This window comes from Salipiger marinus (assembly GCF_900100085.1).
In the GTDB taxonomy this organism is placed as follows: domain Bacteria; phylum Pseudomonadota; class Alphaproteobacteria; order Rhodobacterales; family Rhodobacteraceae; genus Salipiger; species Salipiger marinus.
This window is the reverse complement of sequence record NZ_FNEJ01000007.1, coordinates 158,798-182,311: the sequence shown is the minus strand read 5'-3', so window position 1 is coordinate 182,311 and position 23,514 is coordinate 158,798. Positions and strand designations below refer to the sequence as shown.

Below are 23,514 nucleotides of genomic sequence, written 5' to 3'. Positions count from 1 at the left end.
AAGGCCGCGCCCGGACGGATCCGGACGCAGCCGCGTGCCGTGGCTCTTGCGGATCAGAAGTTGATGCCTGCCTCGGTGACGGTGGCTTTCAGGCTTTCGATGGTCTCGCCGCCCTTCTCCACGCCAAGCGCCCAGACCCCTTCGGACCAGTCATGTTCCATGGTGTCGGCGGCATCGCCGCAGATCTGCGTGGGCTGCATGCCCTTTTCTTCCAGCGCCGTCTGTTCGGCCTCGGCCACCCCGGCCAGCGTGTCGATCGCGCGGACCTCCAGCGCCTCGCCCTGCTCAAGCAGCAGCGCCTGCTCGGCCTCCTCAAGGCTGGTCCACTTGTCGAGGTTCATCAGCACCATATAGGTGGCGGTGCCAAAGGCCGGACGCAGGAAATAGTCGGCGACCTCATACCAGCCATAGTCGATGGCGCCGATCACCGGCCATGCCGCACCATCCACCACGCCCTTTTCCAGCGCCGAATAGATCTCGGCGGGCGGCAGAACCACCGGCTGGCCGCCCAGAGACTGGATCAGCGAGGTATAGGTGGCGCTGCCGCGGATCTTGAGGCCGCTGAAATCGCAGCTGTCGCCGATCGGGTCGCGCAGCAGGATGTTGTAGCCATTGGGCAAGGTCGGCAGCGCGATGAGCTTGAGCCCCATCTCCTGATAGGCGGCATCGACCATGTCCCATGCGCCGGAGCTGCGGCGCGCGGCGGGATCGGCCTGCACCGCATCCATGACCATGCCGACAGCGATCTCGTTCGAGTGATAGGCGCCCGAGGTGAACAGCATGTCGAAGACACCCGCCGACACCGGCTGAAGCTGCTCGAAAGGCGGCACGGCCTCTGGCCCGGTCAGCGCGATGGTGCTGTCGCCGCCCGAGGCTTCGGACACCATTTCTGCAAAGACATCCGCGACCTGCGGCACGATGGGATAAGAGCTGTCCCAGCTGGCCAGCATCCGGAAATCCTCGGCCATGGCCGAGGTGGCAAAGCTGCCCAGAGCAAGGGCGACAGCGACGGGTGCTTTCAGCGGTTTATTGTTTTTTGAGATCACGAGTTCGATCCTCCCCATTTTAGAACATGTACCATTATTGGCACTATCTCGAAACGGATATCAACCGCGCTGTGTGCGAGACATCAAAAGACACGCAATCTGGTCTAAACTTCCTGCGAAACCACCGCGATCCGCCTGCATCTGCTTAAATCATGAGCATCCTTGCGGAAGTTTGAGGAACGGGACATGTTCCAATTTCTAAACGCCTGTTCCCTCTGCCATCCTCGACCCTGCCCCGCAGCGGCGGACGGCACGACGGCGCACCGGGCAGACCAGGCTGCGGGACAAGGGCATTCCGGCTTTCCCGCCGGGGGAAACTCTCCTAGACGGTGTCTCATGCCCCTGATCCCGCCGCGCGCCCCGCGTCCTTCGGCTTTGTGGACCCGCGCGGGACGCGACCGGTCCGGGCCGCGCTTGCGCTGTCGCCGCCTCCGGATGGCGGCAGATGATCCCAGCAGGAAGGACTGCCGCCGATGATGACGAGCCCGGTACGGAAATGGGGAGTGCTGATCGCGCTTTCGCTGCTGTTCGGAACCGGCATGGACCTGCTTGGCATTCCGGCGGGGCTGCTGCTGGGGCCGATGCTGGCGGGCATCATCTGCGGGGCGCGCGGCTTTGCGCTGTCGATCCCGCAGATCCCCTTTCACATCGCCCAGTCCACCATCGGGGTGCTGGTCGCCGCCTCGATTTCCCCTGACGTGTTTGCGCGTCTGGCGGAGGCATGGCCGATCTATCTTGGCGTCGTGCTGCTGATCCTGATGGCCAGCGCCGCGCTTGGGCTGATGCTGAGCCACTGGAACGTGCTGCCCGGCACCACCGCGATCTGGGGGTCATGGCCGGGGGCCGCCACGGCGATGACCCTGATGGCCGAAGCCTTCGGCGCCGATGTCCGGCTTGTTGCCTTCATGCAATACTTGCGCGTGATCCTTGTGGCGCTGGCCGCCTCGCTGCTGGCCGGACTCTGGAGCGAGGGCGGGGGCACCGCCGTGATGCAGACCATCTGGTTTCCGCCGCTGGATCTGCCCGCGCTGGCGCTGACCGCCGCCGTCATCCTTGGTGGCAGCTGGCTGGGACAGGTGATGCGGGTTCCCGCTGGACAGATGCTGGTGCCGATGGTGATCGGCATCGTCATCAACTTCATGGAACCGGGGCAGTTCCAGCTGCCGGAATGGTATCTGGCGCTGGCCTATGCCGTGCTGGGCTGGCGGATCGGCCTCGCCTTCAGCCTCAAGGTGCTGACCCATGCGTGGAAGGCGCTGCCAAAGATTCTGGGGGCGATCCTTGCCTTGATGATGTTCAGCGGCGGCCTTGCGGCCCTGCTGCATTTCTGGCTCGGGATCGATCCGGTCACCGCCTATCTCGCCACCAGTCCGGGAGGCATGGATTCCGTCGCGATCATCGCAGCGTCAAGCAATGTCGATCTGCCTCTGGTCATGGCGCTGCAGACGCTGCGCTTTCTGATCGTCCTGATCTTTGGCCCGCCGCTGGCGCGCTTCGCCGCGCGTCGCTCGGGAAAGATGGGACAGGACCGCCCCGCCGGACCGTCCTGACTGAACGGGCCCTGTCGCGGCGACGGGTCCGGCCCGCAGCCCGAGATCTGGCAGCGGGCCGCAGACTTGGGATCAGAGCACCTCGAACAGTCCGGCAGCCCCCATGCCGCCGCCGATGCACATGGTGCAGACGACATGGCGCGCGCCCCGCCGCCACCCCTCGATCAGCGCGTGGCCGACCATGCGGGCGCCCGACATGCCATAGGGGTGTCCGATCGAAATCGCGCCGCCATTGACGTTCATCCGATCCATCGGCAGTTCCAGCGCCCGCGCTGGCCAGGACTTGGCTGGCGAACGCCTCGCTGAACTCCCCCATGCGCGGCGAGCAGCTTGGGCACCGCATGGACCGGGCCGATCCCCAATTTCATCCGGATCGCACCCGGCGACCGCACTCCTGACATGGTGGCCCAGCGGGATCAGCCCGCGGCGCGTGACCTCCGCCTCCTCCATGACCACCGCAGCAGAGGCCCCGTCCGACAGCTGGCTGGCATTGCCCGCCGTAAGCGAACACCCTTCGGACAGTTGCTGCCCGCCCCGGAAGGCCGGAGAAAGCCGCGCGAGATCTCCCAAAGTGGTGCCGGGGCGGTTGCCCTCGTCCCGACAGGCCCTGACTCGTGGCAGGAGAGCTCGCCGCTGTCGCGATCGGTCACTTTCTGGATCACCTTCCTGGGGGCGATCTCGGCATCGAACAGCCCGCCAAGCTGCCCGCCGCCCTGCGTTGCTGCGACAGCAGCGCGCAGGCGACGTCCGACAGCGGCACGTCTGCATCGCGGCTGGCGAAGAAATCGCCCGTCACCTCCCGCGCCACCCCGATCCGGCTCAGATCACCTTTCACCCGGGTCAACATGGAGCCACGGGCCAAAGCGCAGGCGGTCAATCCTTGCAGTGTCCGGCACATCCGCTGCCAGATCCACCCTTCGCTGCGTGCGGCAGGGGATCAAGGGTTCCGGATGTGTCGGCGTGACATGCAGCTGGCAGAGCGGCACCATGCGCAGGAAAGTGGGAAAGGCATCGCGCCGCCTTGTCGAGCCGGGGTTTCCATACCTGCCCGCCCGCCGAAGCCGCCTTGCCTTGATCCCCGGAAACTGGTCCGTTTGATTCTGACGGACCCCTCGATGTCCAGACTCGCCGATGTCCAGAATCAAAATCCGGTCGCTCCTTCACGCCCTGCGTCGAAGAGGAGAATACCGAACTGATCCGCGGCGGCGGGGTCGAAGCACCGATCGCGAGGGAAGCATCATGCATGCTTCCAGTTTTTGATCGAACGGCAGGCTGTGGAAGATCCATTGCTGTCGCAGCACCATTCGCTGGATGTGCCATTCATGCGTGTTGCAGCATCAGACGTTTTGGGCTCTTCGCTTAGGCTCCAGACTCATTGATCGTCAAAGCCAGAAGATGACAGTCGCGGCGAGAGCGACGGCGGAGAGGAAGGTTTGTGCGCACCTGTCGTAGCGGGTTGCGACGCGGCGCCAGTCCTTCAACCTGCCGAACATGATCTCTATCCGGTTGCGGCGGCGATAGCGGCGCCTGTCGTAGAGGACGGTCTCAGCGCGCGACTTCCGGCCCGGGATGCAGGGGCGTATCCCCTTGTCTTTCAAAGCATCCCGAAACCAGTCGGCATCATATCCCCGGTCGGCAATCAGCCATTCAGCGGCAGGCAGGCTGCCCAGCAAGGCCGCCGCGCCAGTATCGTCGCTCACTTGGCCCGCGGTCATGAAGAAGCGCAACGGCGTCGGTGACTGCGTGGAGTTGGGTGTTCATGCCACCCGTGGTGCTTGGTGCGACCGATCAGACGCCCTCGCTGGTCGCAGGGCCCCTTTTTTCGCCCGCAATCTCGAAGCCGTGCGGTGCGCCTTCAGGTAGGTCGCGTCGATCATGACGACCTTCTCCTCGCCGCCGTCGGAGGCCAGCCCCTCCATCATCCGGGCGAACACCCCCCTGTCGCCCCATCGCTTCCAGCCGTTGTAGAGCGTCTTCGGCGGGCCATACTCCCGTGGGGCGTCGCACCAGCGCAAGCCATTGCGATTGATGAAGATGATGCCGCTCAGAACACGCCGGTCATCGACACGCGGCTTCCCATGACTTTTCGGGAAGAATGGCCGGAGCCGGTCCATCTGCTCGTCGGTCAGCCAAAAAGGTTGCTCATCTTCACCCCCGTCAGTTCGGGGGTTTGAATCAGGCAGGCTTGGCGACCTCAAGCAGATCAATGGATCCTGAGCCTAGGCTTTCCGCGGCGCTTGGGCCGTGCCCGCAAGGCATTGATCCGCCTCAGCCGTTCGATCCGGTGAAGGCCTCAGGCCAGTCCTTCCTGCAGCACATCGCGCCAGACGCGGCGAGCCCCGTAGCTCCGGTAGCTGGCCTTGAAGCTCGTCTCGATCGCCGTGACGAGCTGGGCGTCATGGATCTCGCGGGCGCTGGTCGGACGATTGAGCCAGGCATGGAAGCCGGATCGTGACACATCCGGCACGTCGCACAGCCAGCTGACGGGCCAGATGTGGCGGTGTTTGGCGACGAAGGCGACCCTCATGTCGCCTCCCGTGCGAAAAAGCTGCCGCTTTCCTGAGGATGTCACGCTCCGCCGGAGCCGGGCGACCTCTTTCTTCAGGGCTGCAATCTCGGCCAGATCGGCCCGCATCTGGCCGTTCCCGGCAAAGGCCGCCGCAGGCGCAGCGGTCAGCTCCCGCATCCAGCGGCGCAGAACGCTCTCCGCCACATCCAGGTCACGGGCGGCCTGCGCCACCGCAACGCCCCGGTCCGTCACCAACCTTACGGCCTCGATCTTGAACTCGCCGTCTCGTCATATCCACTCTCCGGTTCCTTGGTCACGATCTTGTCTTCGTGTCCGCGAAACCGGCAGCAGCTCAACCTGCCGATGCCCCAGTTGGCTTTCCTCGACCACCCGGACCTTGTCCCCGTCGTTCCAGTGCCGACGCCGCGGTGCGTCCTCGACGGACAGAATCTCGATCTGGGGTGTGAACGTAAGGTCGACCATCCCCAGCTTCCCGTCAGACGGCCCCCGCCAGAGGGATACGGTCCATCCAGCCCCTGTTCAGACCGACAGCGTCGCCTCGACCGCCCTGCGCCATGCGGCGTGACGGGTTTCGCGCAGCGCGGTGGGCAGGGACGGGGTGAAACGGGTGCCGCAGGTCCAGTCCTCCGACAGGCGCTCCGCGTCAGGGTAGATCCCGGCCCGATGCCCGGCAAGCCACGCGGCCCCGAGCGCCGTCGTTTCGAGCCCCTGAGGCCGATCCACCGGCGCGCCGATGATGTCGCTGAGGAACTGCATGGCGTAATCCGAGGCGCTCATGCCGCCGTCCACCCGAAGGATGGCATCAGGACTGTCGCGCATCGCCGTCTCGAACCTGCCGCCCATGTCGGCGCGCATCGCGTCCAGAAGGTCACGGGTCTGGAAGCCGACCGACTCCAGCGCAGCACGGGCGATTTCCGCAGGGCCCGAGCCACGCGTAAGGCCAAAGACCGCGCCCCGGCACTCTGCGTTCCAGTAAGGCGCGCCGAGCCCGGTGAAGGCAGGAACGAAGATCAGCTCCTGTGCCGGATCGGCGCGCTCCGCCAGCCTCTGCGTCTCGGAGGCCTCGCGCACGATCATCAGCCCGTCGCGCAGCCATTGCACCACAGCCCCGGCGATGAAGATCGACCCTTCGAGCGCGTAGGTCGGCTTGCCGTCCAGCTGGTAGGCGATGGTCGTCAGCAGCCGGTGCGTGCTGCGAACGGGCGTGTCGCCGGTGTTCAGCAGGGCGAAACATCCGGTGCCGTAGGTGGATTTCATCATGCCAGGGCGAAAGCAGGCCTGCCCGACGGTCGCCGCCTGCTGGTCTCCCGCGATCCCCAGAATGGGGATGGGCCGACCGAAGAGATCGGGGCGCGTCATCCCAAACTCGGCCGCGCAATCGCGCACCTCGGGCAACATCGCGGCGGGAATGCCCAGCCGGTCGCAGATGGTGGTGGACCAGCGCCCCTTGTGAATGTCGTAGAGCATGGTCCGCGCGGCATTGGTCGCATCGGTCGCGTGCACCGCCCCGCCGGTGAGGTTCCACACCAGCCAGCTGTCGACGGTGCCGAAAAGCAGCTCTCCGGCTTCGGCCCTGGCGCGGGCGCCGTCGACATGCTCAAGAATCCACGCGATCTTGGTGGCCGAGAAATACGGATCAAGCAGCAGGCCCGTGCGGTCCGTCACCGTTTCTTCGAAGCCCTCGGCTTTCAGGCGGCGGCACAGGTCGGCGGTGCGCCGGTCCTGCCAGACGATGGCATTGTGAATGGGTCGCCCGCTGGCGCGCTCCCAGACCAGAGTCGTTTCGCGCTGATTGGTGATGCCGATGGCGGCGATCTCGGCGCCGCCCGCGCGTTCGATGGCGGCGCGGCAGGTCGCGGCGGTGGTGGACCACAGGTCCGACGGGTCGTGTTCGACCCAGCCCGAGGCGGGGAAATGCTGCGCGAACTCTTCCTGCGCCGAAGCTTTGATGCGCATCTTCTCGTCAAAGAGGACGGCGCGGGTGGACGTGGTGCCCTGGTCGATGGCGAGGATATGGCGCATGGCAAGCCTTTCCCGTGAGGCCGGGAGCCTTTTCGGTTGGTCGGAATGTCTGGGGGGAGGGAATGCCGGGGCCAGCACATGGCCCCGGCGCGGCAGGTTTACTGCCAGCTCTTGATCAGCTCGTCATAGGAGATGGTCTTGGGTTCTTCATCCTCGTTCTCGAGCTTGGCCTTGGGCGAGCCTTCCTGAGACAGCCAGTATTCCGGGTCCTGCTCCTCGTTGAGCTTCGGGCCAATGTCGCCCTGGATGCCGGCGCGCTCGAGACGCTCCATCACCCGCTCCTGATCCGCGCAGAGCGCGTCGAGCGCCTCTTGCGGGGTCTTCGCGCCGGACATGGCGTCCCCGATATTCTGCCACCACAGCTGCGCCAGCTTGGGGTAGTCGGGAACGTTGGTGCCGGTCGGCGACCATGCCACCCGCGCGGGCGAGCGGTAGAATTCCACCAGGCCGCCCAGTTTCGGCGCGCGCTCGGTGAAGCTCTCGTGGTTGATCGAACTGTCGCGGATGAAGGTCAGACCCACATGCGACTTCTTGGTGTCCACGGTCTTCGACGTGACGAACTGCGCATAAAGCCATGCCGCCTTGGCGCGGTCCTCGGGGGTGGATTTCATCAGCGTCCAGCTGCCCACGTCCTGGTAGCCGATCTTGGTGCCTTCTTCCCAGTAGACGCCGTGCGGCGAGGGGGCCATGCGCCATTTCGGCGTGCCGTCCTCGTTCATCACCGGCAGGCCGGGCTTGACCGTGTCGGCGGTGAAGGCAGTGTACCAGAACATCTGCTGGGCGACGTTGCCCTGCGCCGGGACTGGGCCTGCCTCGGAGAAGGTCATGCCCATGGCGGCGGGCGGTGTGTATTTCTCCAGCCACTCGATGGCCTTTGTCACCGCATAGACCGCTGCGGGTCCGTTGGTCGCGCCGCCACGGGCCACGCAGGAGCCCACGGGCTGCGAGTTCTCGTTGACGCGGATGCCCCATTCATCGACCGGCAGGCCGTTGGGCTCGCCCTTCGATCCGGCACCGGCCATGGACAGCCACGCATCGGTGTAGCGCCAGCCGAGCGACGGGTCCTTCTTGCCGTAATCCATGTTGCCATAGACTTCGGAGTCGACGCCCATGTGCGACAGGTCGCGCCCGGTGAAGAACTCTGCGATGTCCTCGTAGGCGGACCAGTTCACCGGAACGCCGAGGTCATAGCCATAAGCTTCCTTGAAATCGGCCTTGTTCTTCTCGTCGTTGAACCAGTCGTAGCGGAACCAGTAAAGGTTCGCGAACTGCTGGGTCGGCAACTGATAAAGCTTGCCGTCCGGCGCCGTGGTGAAATCGGTGCCGATGAAATCGTCCAGATCCAGCGTGGGCGAGGTCACGTCCGCGCCCTCGTTCGCCATCCAGTCGGTCAGGTTGCGCACCTGCTGATAGCGCCAGTGGGTGCCGATCAGATCGGAGTCGTTGACATAGGCGTCATAGATGTTCTCGCCCGACTGCATCTGCGTCTGCAGTTTCTCGACCACGTCGCCCTCGCCGATCAGGTCGTGGGTGAGGTTGATGCCGGTGATGTCCGAGAATGCCTTGGCCAGCACCTGACTTTCATATTCGTGCGTGGTGATGGTTTCCGAGACGACCTTGATATCCATGCCACGGAACTGCTCGGCGGCGTCGATGAACCACTGCATCTCGGCTTCCTGCTCCTCGCGGGTGAGCGCGGACTGGTCGCCGATCTCGGCATCGAGGAACGCGCGTGCGGCCTCCATGTCGGCGAAGGCGGCGGTGCCCATCAGGGTCATCGCCAGCGCCATCGCGGTGGTGTTTCTAAAGTTCATGGTTCTCCTCCCATTTTGAACCCGTTGGAATATGCCGCCCCGGCTACGCGGGGTCGGCGGATGCATCGTCAGACCCAGCGGAACACCGCTGCGGCATAGACGAGACAGACGGCCATAGCCCAGGGCTGGGTGTCGACTCCGACAAGCCCCAGCCAGGCGAGATTGATGAAGGCGCTGCCAAGCAGCGTGACGAAAAGCCGGTCTCCGCGCGTGGTCTCGGTGCGCAGGATGCCGACACGCGGCGTTTCGGGAAATTTCACCGCAAGCACGGTGAAGATCACCAAGAGCAGCGCGATGATCGCGAAGAAGGCCGCCGTGGGCCAGGTCCATGCCATCCAGTCCATGTCAGGGCTCCTTCAGACTCGGCCCAGGGCAAAGCCCTTGGCGATGTAGTTGCGCACGAAATAGATCACGAGCGCGCCGGGGATGATGGTCAGAATGCCCGCCGCTGCCAGCAGCCCCCAGTCGATGCCGGATGCCCCCTGCGTGCGGGTCATGATCGCGGCGATGGGTTTCGCGTCCACCGTGGTGAGCGTGCGCGACAGCAGCAGTTCCACCCAAGAGAACATGAAGCAGAAGAAGGCCGCGACCCCGATGCCGCTGGCAATGAGCGGGGTGAAGATCTTGATGAAGAAGCCGCCGAAGCTGTAGCCGTCGATATAGGCGGTCTCGTCGATTTCCTTGGGCACGCCGCGCATGAAGCCTTCGAGGATCCACACCGCCAGCGGCACGTTGAACAGGCAATGCGCCAGCGCCACCGCGATATGGGTGTCGAACAGCCCCACCGAGGAATAGAGCTGGAAGAAGGGCAGAGCGAAGACGGCAGGCGGCGCCATGCGGTTGGTCAGCAGCCAGAAGAACAGGTGCTTGTCGCCCATGAAGTGATAGCGGCTGAAGGCATAGGCTGCGGGCAGCGCCACCGCGAGGCTGATGACCGTGTTCATCACCACGTAGATCAGCGAGTTGACATAGCCCATGTACCAGCTCGCATCGGTGAAAATGGTCACATAGTTCTGGAAGGTCAGCTCGCGCGGGAAGAGGGAGAAGTCGCCCAGGATCTCGGCGTTGGTCTTGAGGCTCATGTTCAGCAGCCAGTAGATCGGCAGAAGCAGGAACAGGAGATAGAGCGTCATCACCACGGCGCGGGAATTGACCCGGAAGCGGGGGCGTGTATTGGCGCCTCCGGCGGTGAGCTTTTCGGGGATGGCGGTGTCGGTCATCTTACATCCCCTTTTTGTCGAGGTTGGTCATCACGGTGTAGAACACCCAGGAAATCGCCAGGATCACCAGGAAGTACATCAGCGAGAAGGCGGCGGCGGGGCCGAGGTCGAACTGCCCGAGGGCCATCTTCACAAGGTCGATGGACAGCAGCGTGGTGGCGTTGCCCGGCCCGCCCCCGGTGACCACGAAAGGCTCGGTGTAAATCATGAAGCTGTCCATGAAGCGCAGCAGGATGGCGATCATCAGCACGCCCATCATCTTGGGCAGCTCGATGTAGCGGAACACCTTCCAGCGGCTGGCCTGGTCGATCCGCGCGGCCTGATAATAGGCGTCGGGGATGGATTTGAGGCCCGCAAAGGCCAGCAGCGCCACCAGCGAGGTCCAGTGCCAGACATCCATGACGATGATCGTGACCCAGGCGTCGAAGATGTTCTGGGTGTAGTTGTAATCCACCCCGAGCTTGGCCAGAGTATAGCCCAGCAGGCCGATGTCCACCCGCCCGAAGATCTGCCAGATGGTGCCGACCACGTTCCACGGGATCAGCAGCGGCAGCGACATCATCACCAGCACGAAGCTGGACCAGAAGCCCTTTTTCGGCATGTTGAGCGCCACGAAGATGCCCAAGGGAATCTCGATGGCAAGGATGATCGCCGAGAAGGTCAGCTGGCGGCGCAGCGCGTTCCAGATGCGCTCGTCGTTCAGCATCTCCTCGAACCATTCGAGCCCGGCCCAGAAGAACTGGTTGTTCCCGAAGGTGTCCTGCACGGAATAGTTCACCACCGTCATCAGCGGGATCACCGCCGAGAAGGCCACCAGCAGCAGCACCGGCAGCACGAGAAACCACGCCTTGTTGTTCTGTGTCTTGTTCATTGTTTCCTCCCCGGGGCGTCTCCCGCGCTCCTTCGGTGCTCAGGCGGCGCCCGGCACCCTCCAGTCGTTGACGTAGACGTTCACATGCGCCGGATCGAAGGTGACGCGGGTCATGTCGGGCGAAATGCTCTCGTCCTCTCCGGCGAGGACGTTCAGATCCTGCCCGAAGAAATCGGCGCGCACGATCTTGTGGCGGCCCACGTCCTCGACGCGGCGGATCTTGACCGGCAGGCCCTCGTCACGGCTGAGGCGCGCGAATTCGGGGCGCACCCCGATCTCGACCTTGCCCGACAGACCGCTATACCCGCGCGTCAGGCGGATTTCCGAGCCATTGACCACCGCCGTGTTGCCGCTCACCTGCGCCGGGATCACGTTCATCCCGGGCGAGCCGATGAAATAGCCCACAAACGTATGCTCGGGCCGCTCGAACAGCTCCTCGGGGGTGCCGATCTGCACCACGCGGCCGTCATACATCACCACCACCTTGTCGGCGAAGGTCAGCGCCTCGGTCTGGTCATGGGTGACATAGATCATCGTGTGCCCGAACTCGTGGTGCAGGCGTTTCAGCTGGGTGCGCAGCTCCCATTTCATGTGCGGGTCGATCACCGTCAGCGGCTCGTCGAAGAGCAGCGCGTTGACGTCCTTGCGCACCATGCCGCGCCCGAGGCTGATCTTCTGCTTCTCGTCCGCGCCAAGGCCGCGCGCCTTGCGCTTCAGCATGTGTTCCATGCCGATCATCTTGGCGATCTCGCCCACCCGCTCGGCCACATAGGCTTCGTCGCGGCCCCGGTTGCGCAGCGGAAAGGCGAGATTATCGTGCACCGTCATGGTGTCGTAGACGACCGGGAACTGGAACACCTGCGCGATGTTGCGCTCGGCGGTGGGGGCGTGGGTCACGTCCTTGCCGTCGAAGAGGATACGCCCCTGCGACGGGTGCAGCAGGCCGGAGATGATGTTCAGCAGCGTGGACTTGCCGCAGCCGGAGGATCCGAGCAGCGCGTAGGCCTCGCCATCGATCCAGTCGTGGTTCAGCTCTTTCAGCGCGAAATCGTCCTCGGACACGGGCTGCGGCTTGTAGCTATGGGCAAGATTGTCGAGCGTGATGCGTGCCATGATCAGCCCCCCTCAGGCCGCAAGCGCATAGGCGGCGGGCGCGACCAGCGCACCGTCCTCGCCGAAGATGTAGACATGCCGGGCGTCGAGCCAGAGGTCGAGATCGGCGCCCAGCGTCAACTGGTGCACGCCGTGGATCAGGCCGACCCAGCGTTCGCCGTGGTGATCGAGATGCACGAAGGTTTCCGAGCCGGTCAGCTCTGTCACGGTCAGCTTCGCGGTGAACTTCATCGCATCGGGCGCGTGGCGGCGGATTTCCAGATGGTTGGGCCGGAACCCGGCGGTATAGCGCCCGTCGGGCAGCTCCGCGAGCTTGCCCTTGGCCTCGGTGCCCTGTCCGTCGCCGAACATCAGGCGGCCCCCCGTCTTTGACACGGGCAGGAAGTTCATCGGCGGATCGGAGAACACCCCCGCCGTGGTCGCGTCCACGGGCTGGCGATAGACCTGCGGCGTCGGGCCGAACTGGGTGATCCGCCCCTCATGCAGCGTGGCGACATTGCCGCCAAGCAGCAGCGCCTCTTCGGGTTCGGTCGTGGCATAAACGAAGATGGCGCCGGATTTCTCGAAGATCTTGGGAATCTCGACCCGCATCTCCTCGCGCAGCTTGTAATCGAGATTGGCCAGCGGCTCGTCGAGCAGCACCAGCCCCGCGTTCTTCACCAGCGCCCGCGCCAGCGCGCACCGCTGCTGCTGTCCCCCGGACAGTTCCAGCGGCTTGCGGTCCAGCATTGGCGTCAGCTTCATCAGATCGGCGCTTTCACGCACGCGGGCGTCGATCTCGGACTTGCTCACGCCCATCAGCTTCATCGGAGAGGCGATGTTGTCATAGACCGTCATCGACGGGTAGTTGATGAACTGCTGATAGACCATCGCCACCTTGCGGTCCTGCACGCGCATCCCCGTCACGTCAGCGCCCTGCCAGATCACCTTGCCGGTGGTCGGCGCATCGAGTCCGGCCATAAGCCGCATCAGCGAGGTCTTGCCCGCAGCGGTCCGCCCAAGCAGCACGTTCATCGTGCCGTTGTCCAGCGTCAGGTCGGTGGGGTGGATATGAACCTGCCCCTCGACGACCTTCGACACGCCTTGAAGTTCAAGCGTCATCGCATCCTCCCTGTGACCGCTTCACCCGTCGGGCGCGCGGCATCTCCTCTTATTCCGCGGCGGCGTATCGCGCCTGCTCGCGGCTCATCCAGTCGTCGAGCGCGGCGACCTGATCCTCCTTCAGGCGCAGCCCCAGCTTGTTTCTGCGCCAGACCACATCCTCGGCGGTCCGGGCGTATTCCTTCCGCATGAGCCAGAGCACTTCGCGCTCGGTCAGCGTAGCGCCGAACGCGCGGCCCATATCGTGTTCCGTAGCGGCACCCTCGCAGATCGTGGCCGCCTCGGTGCCGTAAGCACGGACAAGGCGGCGGGCCCAGGCGTCCGTCAGGAACGGGTGCGCGGCCTGCACCTCGCGGATCAGCCTGTCGACGCCGTCGACCGGGAAATCGCCGCCCGGCAGGGGCACCCCCGCCGTCCAAGGCGCGGTCTCGCGCCCCAGCGCGACGCCGATCTTGTCCAGCGCGCTTTCGGCGAGCCGGCGATAGGTGGTGATCTTGCCGCCGAAGACGTTGAGCATTGGCGCGCCGTTCTGCTCCAGCTTCAGCGTGTAATCCCGCGTCGCCGCCGTGGCGCTGCTGGCGCCATCGTCATAAAGCGGCCGGACGCCGGAATAGGTCCAGACGATGTCCTCGCGGCCAAGCTGGCGTTTGAAATACTGGTTGGCGAAGGCCAGCAGATAGTCCTGTTCCCCGGGCGTGCATTCGGGGCGCTGCGCGGGGTCGGGGTGATCCTTGTCGGTGGTGCCGATCAGGGTGAAATCGGTCTCGTAGGGGATGGCGAAGATGATCCGCCCGTCGGTGCCCTGAAAGAAATAGCATTTGTCGTGTTCGGTCAGCCGCGGCACGACGATGTGGCTGCCGCGCACAAGGCGCACCCCCTCGCGGCTGTTGGCGCGGATGGTGCCGCGCAGGATCTCGCCCACCCACGGCCCGCCCGCGTTGACGATCATCCGGGCGCGGTGCCTGTGCTGCGCGCCGGTCGCATCCTGCGTCAGGATTTCCCAGTGATCGCCGCTGCGGTCCGCCGAGATCACCTTGGTTCTGGTCAGAATCTGCGCGCCGCGCGTTTCGGCGTCGCGGGCGTTGAGCACGACCAGCCGGGAATCCTCGATCCAGCAGTCGGAATATTCGTAAGCGGTCTCGAACCGGTCCTGCAGGGGCGCGCCCTCGGGGCTGCCTTTCAGCGACAGCGAGGTGGTGCCCGGAAGGATCTTCCGCCCGCCAAGGTGGTCATACATGAAGAGCCCGAGCCGGATCAGCCAGGCGGGGCGGCGGCCCTTCATCCACGGCATCACGAAGGTGAGCAGCTTCGATGCGGGCGTTTCGGATTCGAAGCGCATCGACGGATGCCAGGGCAGCACGAAGCGCATCGGCCAGGAAATATGCGGCATGGCGCGCAGCAGGGTCTCGCGTTCGATCAGCGCCTCGCGGACGAGACGGAATTCGAAGAATTCGAGATAGCGCAGCCCGCCATGGAACAGCTTGGTGCTGGCCGAAGAGGTCGCGGAGGCCAGATCGTTCATCTCGGCAAGCGTCACGGAATAGCCCCGCCCCGCCGCGTCGCGGGCGATGCCGCAGCCGTTGATCCCGCCGCCGATCACGAACAGATCGACCATGCCGGACCGCCCCTCCTTCGTGTGATCGATGCCCCGCACAGTCTCCTCCTCACGCTGGCGTGCCGGATTTGTGCGCGGTTTCTTTCGAGAAAGCAAGAATAAACTTTCGCTCTCTTTCGTTTTTTGGCAAAACCGCACATAACCGCGCATACATCCGCAGCAGGGTAAGGGACGCGGCAGGGTTGCGCCGCGCAAGGCAGCGTGCCAGTTTTCGCCATCAGCACGGGCCCGGACATGTCGCAGAACTTTCGCCACACAGAAATCCTCGAGATCGCCCGCAAGGACGGCAAGGTCACCGTCGAGGGCCTTGCGCAGCATTTCGGGGTGACGCTCCAGACCATCCGGCGGGACCTCACCGATCTGGCCGAGAACGGCAAGCTCGAGCGGGTGCATGGCGGCGCCATTCCAGCGTCGGGCACGGCGAATATCGGATACGAGGAACGGCGCAGCCTGCATGCCGAGGGCAAGCAGGCCATTGCGCGCGCCTGTGCCGCGCGCATTCCCAACGACATCTCGCTGTTCCTGAGCATCGGCACCACGACCGAAGCCGTGGCGCAGGAGCTGCTTCAGCATCGTGGGCTGCTTGTGGTCACCAACAACATGAACGTCGCGAATACGCTTGCGCTGAACCCTGCCTGCGAGGTCGTCGTCACCGGGGGCAGCCTGCGCCGTTTCGACGGCGGCCTGATCGGAAGCCTTGCCACCGAGACAATCCGGCAGTTCAAGTTCGATCTGTCGGTGATCGGCTGTTCCGCCATCGACCTCGACGGCGACCTGCTGGATTTCGACGTGCAGGAGGTTGGCGTCAGTCAGGCAATCCTGCGCCATTCGCGCAAGACCTTCCTCGTTTCGGATCACTCGAAACTGCACCGGAGCGCGCCGATCCGAATTGCCTCTCTGTCGCAAATCCAAAGCGTCTTCACCGACGCTCCGCTGCCGCAAGCCTTGGTGAAGTCCTGCGCAGACTGGAAGACCGAGCTGGTCGTGGCGCCGGGGGGCGGTTAAAGCATCAAAGCCATCCCGAATACGAACTGACGCTGACGCTGGGCAGCCGGGGCACGCGGTTCGTGGGCAGCGACGTGGCCCCTATTCCGAGGGCGATCTGGCGCTGATCGGCCCGAACCTGCCGCTGGCAGAGCGGGCGCTGCGGCTGACCGGGATCCTGCTCGACCTGTCGCAGCAGACCGACTGGCGGGTCCTGTCCGCCACGGCACTGGCGCCCGAAGGCCTGCCGCGAGACCAGCGGCGGATGGAGGCGGTGCTGGCCTATCTGCACAAGAACCTCGACGCGCGCCGCTCTGCGCGCTGGCCCATGTCACCGAAAGCCAGCTGCAGCGGATTTTCCGGCGCAGCACCGGGCTGTCGGTCAGCGCCTATGTGACGCGGCTGCGGATCGGGCGCGCGGCAACCCTGCTGGCCCGGACCGACCAGCAGATGTCGGCCATCGCGGAACAGTGCGGCTTCCATGACGCGGCGCATCTGGCGCGGAAGTTCCGGCAGACCGCCGGCACCACCCCCTCCGCCTATCGCCGCGACTTCCGGTCCCGCGGCGACCCCTGCCCCGAGGGAGGCTTTCCGATGCGGAAATAGCCCGGATCACCGCCTGCCCCGCAGGCGCTAAGTTCCACGCCTGCAGGGAAATCCGGTCAGGTTCCGGCGCCCAGCCTTGTCAGATGCTGGTCCCAGACGCTGGGATTGACGAGCGAGTCCGGACGCTGCCCCTGCAGGATCCTCAGCATGGCCTCTGCCGATTGCAGGCTCATCCGCAGCAGGCTTTCCTGCGTGCCGCCCGCGATATGCGGTGTCAGCAGCAGGTTGGGGGCGGTCAGGAACGGATGATCCGCCTCGGGCGGTTCGGTGCGGAACACGTCGATCGCCGCCGCGGCGGGACGCCCCTGCGCCAGACCTGCGACCAGCGCCGCCTCGTCCACAAGATCGCCGCGCGCCGCGTTGACAAGCAGCGCCCCCGGTCGCATCCGCGACAGCAGATCCGCACCGATCAGATCGCGCGTCTCTGCGGTGGAGGGCAGATGCAGGGTGATGACATCGGCCTGTTCGAACACCGCGCGCAGGCTCACCTGCTCGATCGTGTCGCCGGGGCGCGGCGGCGCCGTGTCATAGCCGATCACCCGCATGCCGAAGGCGGCGCGCATCGCGTCGGCCACGCCGCGTCCGATCCGTCCGCAGCCGACAACGCCAAGCGTGCGCCCCGCAAGCTCGACCCCGTGATAACCGTCGCGCGCCTGCCAGCCGTCGCGGCGCAGGCGCCGGTCCAGCCCGGTGAAATCCCGTGCCAACGACAGCGCGGCCCCGACCACATATTCGACAACGCCCTGCCGGTTGGCCTCCAGCAGATTGGCGACCGGGATGCCCTTGGCCGTGGCAGCCTCGACCGGGATGAAATCAAGCCCGACGCCGTGGCGGACGCAGGCCTTCAGACGGGGTGCTGCGTCAAAGATGTCCGGCGGCAGCTTGCTGCGCACGATGATCCCGTCCGCCGCCCCGATCCAGTCGCGCAGCGTTTCGGGGCGCGGATCCGGGGCCGCGACATAGTCATGCGTCTGCCGCAGAAGATCCTCGGCCTCGGGATGCAGCGGGCTTGTGGCGACAATTCTCATGCGCTCAGCCCCTGCTCTGCGTCAGGCGGGTCAGCAGGCTGGAGGTGTCCAGATGGCCGCCCCCCGCCGCTTCGACATCGGAATAGAACTGGTCGACAATGGCCGTGATCGGCAGGGTGGCGCCGTTGCGGCGGGCCTCCGACAGGCAGATGCCCAGATCCTTGCGCATCAGCCGCACCGCAAAGCCGAAGTCGAATTCCCCGCGGTTCATCGTGGCGCCCCGGTTCTGCATCTGCCACGAGCCTGCGGCGCCCTTGGACACCACATCCAGCATCGCATCGACATCGAGGCCGGCAGATTGGGAGAAATGGATGCCCTCCGACAGCGCCTGCACCAGCCCGGCAATGCAGATCTGGTTGGCCATCTTCGTCAGCTGCCCCGCGCCAGAGGGGCCCATCCGCCGACAGGCCCGTGCAAAGGCGGCAATGGCCGGTTCCGCGCGGTCATAATCGGCCTGATCGCCGCCGCACATCACCGTCAGCACCCCGTCCCGGGCCCCGGCCTCGCCCCCCGAGACCGGCGCGTCGACAAAGCCGATGCCGCGCTCCGCAGCCTCGGCCTGCAGACGGCGCGCCACATCCGCCGAGGCGGTGGTGTGATCGACAAAGACGGTGCCGGAGGCCATGGCACCAAAGGCACCCTGCGGGCCGGTGGTCACGTCCAGCAGGTCGGCATCGTTGCCCACGCAGGCCATGACAATCTCCTGCCCTTCGGCAAGGGCTGCGGGCGTGGCGGCAGACCGCCCGCCATTGTCGTTCACCCAAGCCTCCGCCTTGGCGGCGGTCCGGTTGTAGACGGTCACGTCATGCCCGGCTGCGACAAGATGCCGGGCCATATGCGCGCCCATGACTCCCAAGCCGATAAATCCGATCTTCATGTTTCCATTCCTTGTGTCGGGAGGTGTTCAGCGCCGGCTGCGGCTGGTCGGGTCGAGCCGCGTGCGCAGGGATTCGCCAAGGCCGTTATAGGCCAGGGCCGTGAGCAGGATCGCGATGCCCGGCGCGTACATCTGCTCGGGCGCGATCTCCATGTAGGTGTAGCCGCGGGCCAGCATCTGGCCCCAGCTTGGCCAAGGCGGCTGCACCCCGAGCCCCAGAAAGCTCAGGCTTGCCTCGGCCAGCAGCGCCCCCGCCAGCATCACCGTCACCTGCACGATGATCGGCTGGATGGCATTGGGCACGATATGGCGCAGGATGATGCCGCGCACCGGCATCCCGAAGCTGCGCGCCGCATCGACGTAAAGCTCGTTCTTGACCACGATGGTCTGGATGCGGATCAGGCGGGCGATGTTGGGAGCAAAGACGATGCCCACCGCGATCATCGCGTTGGTCAACCCGATGCCAAGCGCGCCGGTGACGGCGACGGCCAGAATGATCCCGGGAAAGGCCAGCAGCGTGTCGATGATCCGGCTGATGACCGTATCGACCCGGCCCCCCAGATAGCCAGCCAGCATGCCGGTCGGCAGCCCCAGCGCCAGCCCCACGCCCACGGCGACCATGCTGGCGTAAAGGCTCATCGGGGCGCCATAGACCATGCGGGCGAAGACATCGCGCCCCAGATCGTCGGTTCCAAGCCAGTGTGCGCCCGAGGGCGGCGCGAGCATGTCCATGGACTGCTCGATCGGAGAATGCTGGGCGATCAGCGGGGCTGCGACCGATGCGATGACCAGCGCCAGCAGATAGCCGAGGCACAGCGCCGCCCGCAGATCGCGGCGCAGCCACGACAGGACGGAAGCAGTGGCGCCTTGCGGGGTGATGTCGGGTGTGGAGGCCATGGGATCAGTCTTTCTTCACCCGGGGATCAAGGACCGTGTAGAGCAGGTCGATGATCAGGTTCATGGAGATCACGATCAGGACCAGCACGAAGACCGCGCCCTGAAGGACCGGGAAATCCTTGTTGATGGCGGCGTTCACGATCATCGACCCCGCCCCCGGAATGGCAAAGACGGCCTCGGTCGCGACGGTCGCGCCAAGCGTATGGTTGAAGACCAGCCCGATCACGGTAAGAAGCGTCAGCGCGGCATTCCGCAGCCCGTGTTTCCACAGGATGCGCGCCGGGGACAGGCCCTTGGCGCGCAGGGTGCGGACATATTGCGACTGCAGCACCTCGATCAGCGAACTGCGCAGCTGGCGCGCGATCTCGGCGATGCCCGCGGTGGCCAGCGTCGCGGCGGGCAGTGCCGCGTGATGCACCGCGCCCCAGAAATCCTCGGAGATCGGGCGGGCTCCGGTGGTCGGGAACCAGCCGAACCCCAGCGCGAAGATGCTGACAAAGATCATGCCCAGCCAGAAATTGGGCACCGCCACCCCCAGCGAGGCGACGCTGGTCACGAAGCGGTCCAGCGCGCTGTCGGCCCGCGTCGCCGCAAGGATCCCCAGCGGCACGCCGATGCAGATCGAGATCAGCAGGGCAAAGACCGCGATGAAGAGCGTGGGCGGCAGCCGCCGCGCCACCTCGTCAAGGACCGGAAGGCCGGTCAGCAGCGAATTGGACAGATCGCCCTGCAGGGCGTTCCAGAGCCATGTGCCGTATTGCTCCCAGAGCGGACGGTCGAGCCCCAGATCCCGGCGGATCGCCTCGATATTCTCGGCGGTCGCATATTCCCCGGCGATGGTGGCCGCCGGATCCCCGGGCACCAGCTGGATCAGGCCAAAGATGGCCAGCGTCGCCATGGCAAGGACGGGCAGCACCTGCACGGCGCGCCAGCCCAGAAAACGGACAAGCTGCATGTTCATTGCGACCCCTCCTTCAGGTTCGGGTCCAGACGGAAGGTTTCGGCATGGTGGCAGGCCGTGCGGTGGCCGGGCGCGAGTTCGCGAAGCTTCGGCGCCTCGGCGGCACAGATCCCGGTGGCAAAACGGCAGCGGGTGCGGAACCGGCAGCCGGAGGGGGGATCCATCGGGCTGGGAAGCTCTCCCTCCAGAACGATGCGGTGATCGGGCCGCATGCCGGAGGGCAGCGCGACCGGTTCCGCCGACAGCAGCGCCTGCGTGTAGGGATGCAGAAAATGCTCCGCCAGCCGGTCCGCAGGCGCGATCTCGATGATCTGCCCCAGATACATCACCGCAATCGTGTCGCTGATATGCTCCACCACGCCGATGTTATGGGTGATGAACAGGTAGGTCAGGCCAAATTCCTGCTGAAGTTCGGCCAGCAGGTTCAGGATATCGGCCTGAATGGACACGTCGAGCGCCGCCACCGCCTCGTCACAGACGATGAGCGAGGGGCGCACCGTCAGGGCGCGCGCGATGCAGGCCCGCTGTTTCTGGCCGCCCGACAGCTGGTGCGGATAAAGATCGGCAAACCCTTCGCCCAGCCCGACCCGGTTCATCAGATCGCGCGCCCGCTGGTCGCGGTCCGCGCGGCTGCCCTCGCCCGCCACATCCAGCGGTTCCCGGATCGATTTCAGAATCGTCATGCGCGGATCAAGCGCGGCATTCGGATCCTGAAAGATGATCTGATACTGCCTGCGATGCCGCCGCAGCTCGGAGGCGCGCAGCGCGTGGGGATCGCGGCCGTCATGCAGGATGGTGCCCTCGGACGGACGCTCCAGACAGACGATGGCCCGGCCAATGGTCGACTTGCCCGAGCCGGATTCGCCGATCAGCCCGAAGGTCTCGCCCCGGCGGATCTCGATCGACACGTCGTCGACGGCGGTCAGCACCCTGCCCCGCCCGACGGGAAAGCGCACCGACACGTTGCGCGTCGACACGATGGGGCCTTGCGGTTTTGAAGTAAGGTCGGTCACGACAGAACCCCGGGCAAATCCAGATCTTCGCTGCGGTGACAGCGGGAAAAGCGCTGTTCCCCCACCCGCAGCAGATGCTGACGGGTCAGGCAGCCTTCGCGGGAATGGGCGCACCGGTCCTGAAACCGGCAGGTTTCGGGAAAATCGCCCGGACGCGGCACCCGCCCCGGGATCGAGGGCAACCGCCCCTTGCGCTGCGTGAAGGAGGGCAGCGACCGGAGCAGACCCGAAGTATAGGGGTGCCGGGGCTTCAGCAGGACGTCATCGGTTTCGCCCATCTCGACCACCTCGCCCGCATACATCGTGACGATCCGGCTGCAGGTCTGCGACACAAGCCCCAGATCATGGCTGATGAACAGCATCGCCATGCCGGACCGCGCGCTCAGCTCGCCCAGCACATCCGTGATCTGCGCCTGCACCGTCACGTCGAGCGCGGTGGTCGGCTCGTCAGCGATCAGCAGGGCCGGCTCACAGCTGATCGCCATCGCGATCATCGCCCGCTGCCGCATCCCGCCCGACAGCTCGTGCGGATAGGCATCATGGCGGCGGACCGGCTCTGAAATCCCCACCGCCTCCAGCGCCTCGATGGCGCGGTCGCGCGCCTCGCGGCGGCTGATCCGGAAATGCGTCCGCAGCGTCTCGCCGATCTGTTCGCCGATGGTAAAGACCGGGTCCAGCGCGCTCATCGGTTCCTGAAAGATCATGCCAAGCCGACGCCCGCGCCGCTTGCGCCACTGGGCCTCGCTCAGCGTCAGAAGATCTTCGCCGTCCAGCAGAAGCTGGCCTTCGAAGCGGCTGCCATGCACCGGCAGCAGCCCCATGAGGGCGAGCCCGGTCACGGTCTTGCCGCAACCGCTTTCGCCGACAAGCCCCACGCATTCCCCGGGCGCGACCGAAAAGGTCACGTCGCGGACCACCGAAATGCGCTTGTCAGGCCCGGCAAAGGAAATGCCCAATCCGCGCACGTCCAGCAGGGGGGCTGCATCGGTTCTCGGGCGGGCGGGGGCCGCTGATATCTGCTCGGGGGATGTCATGTCGTCACCAAGTCACCGGGTGCCGTGCCACGGCAGCCTCGTCCACATCGGTGCCCCAGCCCGGTCGCTGCGGCACCATCAGATGGCCTTCGGTGATGACGGGCTGATGGGTCACGAACTCGCCCTTCCACGGCACATCGTCGATATCCATCTCCATGATGCGGAGATTGGGGATCATGGCGGCAAAATGCGCGCTGATATGGTCGGCAAGATGACCGTAGAAGTTATGGGGTGCCACGTTGATCTCGTGCGCGTCCGCCAGCGCCGCGATCTTCAGCCCCTCCAGCACGCCGTTCCACAGCACGTCCACCACGGCCACGTCCATGGCTCCGGCCTCAAGGAAGGGGCGATAGCTGCGCCGGGCGTAAAGGGATTCGCCGGTCGCGATGGGAAATCCCGCCTCCTGCCGCATCCGCGCGACCGCATCCGGATCGTAACAGTCCAGCTCCAGCCATGCCAGATTGTGGGGCCGCACGGCGCGGATCAGCTGAAGATAGCCCTCCGGACGGAAGTTAAAATTGGCGTCCAGCATGATTTCCATGTCCGGACCGGCCCCGGCGCGCATCACCTCCAGCTGCTGGTCAAGCACCCTGAACACCTCGGGCACCGGATTGAGCGCGGGATAGCCGGGAGTCGACCCGAACCCGGCCCGGTAATTGGCCAGCCGCCCGTCCTCCAGCATCATGATGTTGGTCTTCAGCGCGCGAAAGCCGCGGCGCGCGGCCTCGGCGGCGGCATCCTGCAGCTGATCGAAATCGGTCAGCGCCGGAACCCCCAGACTGTCGGGATAGCGGACGCGGTAGGTCGCGCAATGCGACCAGTAAAGCGGCAGCCGGTCGCGCACCGCACCGCCGAACAGCGCATGCACGGGAACCCCCAGATCCTTGCCCTTGATGTCAAGCAGCGCATTCACGATCGCCGCAACCGCATGCTGGTTGATGCCGCTCCATGCCGGCACGACCATGGTGTGCAGTTCGACCGCCGCACGTTCGACCAGCCGGGGGTCATGCCCGATCAGCCGCTCCCCCAGCGCGAGGATGGTCGCCGACAGGCCACGGGTGCCGACGCTTTCGCTGAATTCCGACCAGCCGACCACCCCGCAGGCGGTCTCGACTTTCAGAAAGGAGGTGACACGCCAGCCCGAGGCAGCGTGCAGCACTTTGAACCCGGTGATTTTCATATGTCTATTCTCTTGCGGCAAAGCCGACAGATTTCAGGACCGGGGGGCTGCG

22 protein-coding genes and 2 pseudogenes are annotated in these 23,514 nt (G+C 65.5%); 4 read left to right on the top strand and 20 right to left on the bottom strand.

Going from position 1 to position 23,514, the window contains the following annotated elements; all coding sequences use genetic code 11:
• Positions 1–53: 53 nt before the first annotated feature.
• Positions 54–1,046 carry a TRAP transporter substrate-binding protein DctP gene (dctP, locus tag BLR51_RS09995; RefSeq protein WP_165616785.1) on the bottom strand — a complete coding sequence of 331 codons (993 nt, stop codon included), beginning with the start codon at positions 1,044–1,046 and terminating at the stop codon, positions 54–56.
• Between the two features lie 503 nt (positions 1,047–1,549).
• Here dctP and BLR51_RS09990 point away from each other — a divergent pair.
• On the top strand, positions 1,550–2,596 hold the full coding sequence (locus BLR51_RS09990) for an AbrB family protein (protein WP_242656700.1): 1,047 nt from the start codon (positions 1,550–1,552) through the stop codon (positions 2,594–2,596).
• A 72-nt stretch (positions 2,597–2,668) separates the two neighbouring features.
• Here BLR51_RS09990 and BLR51_RS28700 read toward each other — a convergent pair whose 3' ends face one another.
• Positions 2,669–3,166, bottom strand: a complete 498-nt coding sequence (locus BLR51_RS28700) for a thiolase family protein (protein ID WP_511229353.1) — start codon at positions 3,164–3,166, stop codon at positions 2,669–2,671.
• A gap of 44 nt (positions 3,167–3,210) precedes the next feature.
• Between BLR51_RS28700 and BLR51_RS28545 the strand changes: the two genes are divergently transcribed.
• On the top strand, positions 3,211–3,792 hold the full coding sequence (locus BLR51_RS28545) for a hypothetical protein (RefSeq protein WP_207543617.1): 582 nt from the start codon (positions 3,211–3,213) through the stop codon (positions 3,790–3,792).
• A 186-nt stretch (positions 3,793–3,978) separates the two neighbouring features.
• On the opposite strand, the pseudogene BLR51_RS28455 reads toward BLR51_RS28545, so the two are convergent.
• From BLR51_RS28455 to glpD, 11 genes and pseudogenes are all read right to left on the bottom strand, one after another.
• Positions 3,979–4,329: pseudogene (locus BLR51_RS28455) on the bottom strand (IS5 family transposase); the annotation flags it as partial.
• Positions 4,330–4,353: 24 nt separating this feature from the next.
• Positions 4,354–4,794: a transposase gene (locus BLR51_RS28450; protein WP_278184857.1), complete on the bottom strand. Its 441-nt coding sequence runs from the start codon at positions 4,792–4,794 to the stop codon at positions 4,354–4,356.
• 20 nt (positions 4,795–4,814) lie between these two features.
• Positions 4,815–5,375 (bottom strand): annotated as a pseudogene (locus BLR51_RS09970) (IS3 family transposase); the annotation flags it as partial.
• Positions 5,376–5,645: 270 nt separating this feature from the next.
• Entirely contained in the window at positions 5,646–7,148 is a 1,503-nt protein-coding gene (gene glpK / locus BLR51_RS09960) for a glycerol kinase GlpK (protein ID WP_089846430.1), read from the bottom strand.
• Between the two features lie 98 nt (positions 7,149–7,246).
• Complete coding sequence (locus tag BLR51_RS09955) at positions 7,247–8,962, bottom strand: ABC transporter substrate-binding protein (RefSeq protein WP_089846428.1); 1,716 nt, start codon at positions 8,960–8,962, stop codon at positions 7,247–7,249.
• Between the two features lie 68 nt (positions 8,963–9,030).
• A complete protein-coding gene (locus tag BLR51_RS09950; protein WP_089846426.1) occupies positions 9,031–9,306 on the bottom strand; it encodes a DUF2160 domain-containing protein in 276 nt (91 codons plus the stop codon).
• Positions 9,307–9,318: 12 nt separating this feature from the next.
• The gene (locus tag BLR51_RS09945) at positions 9,319–10,182 is read right to left on the bottom strand and encodes a carbohydrate ABC transporter permease (protein ID WP_242656699.1); all 864 of its coding nucleotides are present in this window, start codon (positions 10,180–10,182) and stop codon (positions 9,319–9,321) included.
• 1 nt (position 10,183) lies between these two features.
• On the bottom strand, positions 10,184–11,053 hold the full coding sequence (locus BLR51_RS09940; protein ID WP_089846424.1) for a carbohydrate ABC transporter permease: 870 nt from the start codon (positions 11,051–11,053) through the stop codon (positions 10,184–10,186).
• A gap of 39 nt (positions 11,054–11,092) precedes the next feature.
• Positions 11,093–12,166 carry an ABC transporter ATP-binding protein gene (locus tag BLR51_RS09935; protein ID WP_089846422.1) on the bottom strand — a complete coding sequence of 358 codons (1,074 nt, stop codon included), beginning with the start codon at positions 12,164–12,166 and terminating at the stop codon, positions 11,093–11,095.
• Between the two features lie 12 nt (positions 12,167–12,178).
• On the bottom strand, positions 12,179–13,267 hold the full coding sequence (locus tag BLR51_RS09930; RefSeq protein ID WP_089846420.1) for an ABC transporter ATP-binding protein: 1,089 nt from the start codon (positions 13,265–13,267) through the stop codon (positions 12,179–12,181).
• Positions 13,268–13,316: 49 nt separating this feature from the next.
• Positions 13,317–14,882, bottom strand: coding sequence for a glycerol-3-phosphate dehydrogenase (gene glpD, locus BLR51_RS09925; RefSeq protein ID WP_089846418.1), 1,566 nt, complete (start codon positions 14,880–14,882; stop codon positions 13,317–13,319).
• 234 nt (positions 14,883–15,116) lie between these two features.
• On the opposite strand from glpD, the gene BLR51_RS09920 reads away from it, so the two are divergent.
• Together BLR51_RS09920 and BLR51_RS28155 are read left to right on the top strand one after the other, a co-directional pair.
• Complete coding sequence (locus BLR51_RS09920; RefSeq protein ID WP_089846416.1) at positions 15,117–15,887, top strand: DeoR/GlpR family DNA-binding transcription regulator; 771 nt, start codon at positions 15,117–15,119, stop codon at positions 15,885–15,887.
• Positions 15,888–16,070: 183 nt separating this feature from the next.
• On the top strand, positions 16,071–16,472 hold the full coding sequence (locus tag BLR51_RS28155) for a helix-turn-helix transcriptional regulator (protein ID WP_089846414.1): 402 nt from the start codon (positions 16,071–16,073) through the stop codon (positions 16,470–16,472).
• 56 nt (positions 16,473–16,528) lie between these two features.
• Here the strand turns inward: BLR51_RS28155 and BLR51_RS09910 are convergent, their stop codons facing one another.
• The 7 genes from BLR51_RS09910 to BLR51_RS09880 are packed head-to-tail and all read right to left on the bottom strand — an operon-like array spanning position 16,529 to position 23,462.
• Positions 16,529–17,500 carry a hydroxyacid dehydrogenase gene (locus tag BLR51_RS09910; RefSeq protein WP_089846412.1) on the bottom strand — a complete coding sequence of 324 codons (972 nt, stop codon included), beginning with the start codon at positions 17,498–17,500 and terminating at the stop codon, positions 16,529–16,531.
• Positions 17,501–17,504: 4 nt separating this feature from the next.
• A complete protein-coding gene (locus BLR51_RS09905) occupies positions 17,505–18,377 on the bottom strand; it encodes an NAD(P)-dependent oxidoreductase (protein WP_089846410.1) in 873 nt (290 codons plus the stop codon).
• A 27-nt stretch (positions 18,378–18,404) separates the two neighbouring features.
• On the bottom strand, positions 18,405–19,274 hold the full coding sequence (locus BLR51_RS09900; protein ID WP_089846408.1) for an ABC transporter permease: 870 nt from the start codon (positions 19,272–19,274) through the stop codon (positions 18,405–18,407).
• Between the two features lie 4 nt (positions 19,275–19,278).
• Entirely contained in the window at positions 19,279–20,235 is a 957-nt protein-coding gene (locus BLR51_RS09895) for an ABC transporter permease (RefSeq protein ID WP_089846406.1), read from the bottom strand.
• On the bottom strand, positions 20,232–21,248 hold the full coding sequence (locus tag BLR51_RS09890) for an ABC transporter ATP-binding protein (protein ID WP_089846404.1): 1,017 nt from the start codon (positions 21,246–21,248) through the stop codon (positions 20,232–20,234). The genes BLR51_RS09895 and BLR51_RS09890 overlap by 4 nt, the downstream gene beginning before the upstream one ends.
• On the bottom strand, positions 21,245–22,282 hold the full coding sequence (locus BLR51_RS09885; RefSeq protein WP_089846402.1) for an ABC transporter ATP-binding protein: 1,038 nt from the start codon (positions 22,280–22,282) through the stop codon (positions 21,245–21,247). The genes BLR51_RS09890 and BLR51_RS09885 overlap by 4 nt, the downstream gene beginning before the upstream one ends.
• Positions 22,283–22,286: 4 nt before the next feature.
• Positions 22,287–23,462, bottom strand: a complete 1,176-nt coding sequence (locus BLR51_RS09880) for a mandelate racemase/muconate lactonizing enzyme family protein (protein WP_089846400.1) — start codon at positions 23,460–23,462, stop codon at positions 22,287–22,289.
• Between the last annotated feature and the right edge of the window lie 52 nt (positions 23,463–23,514).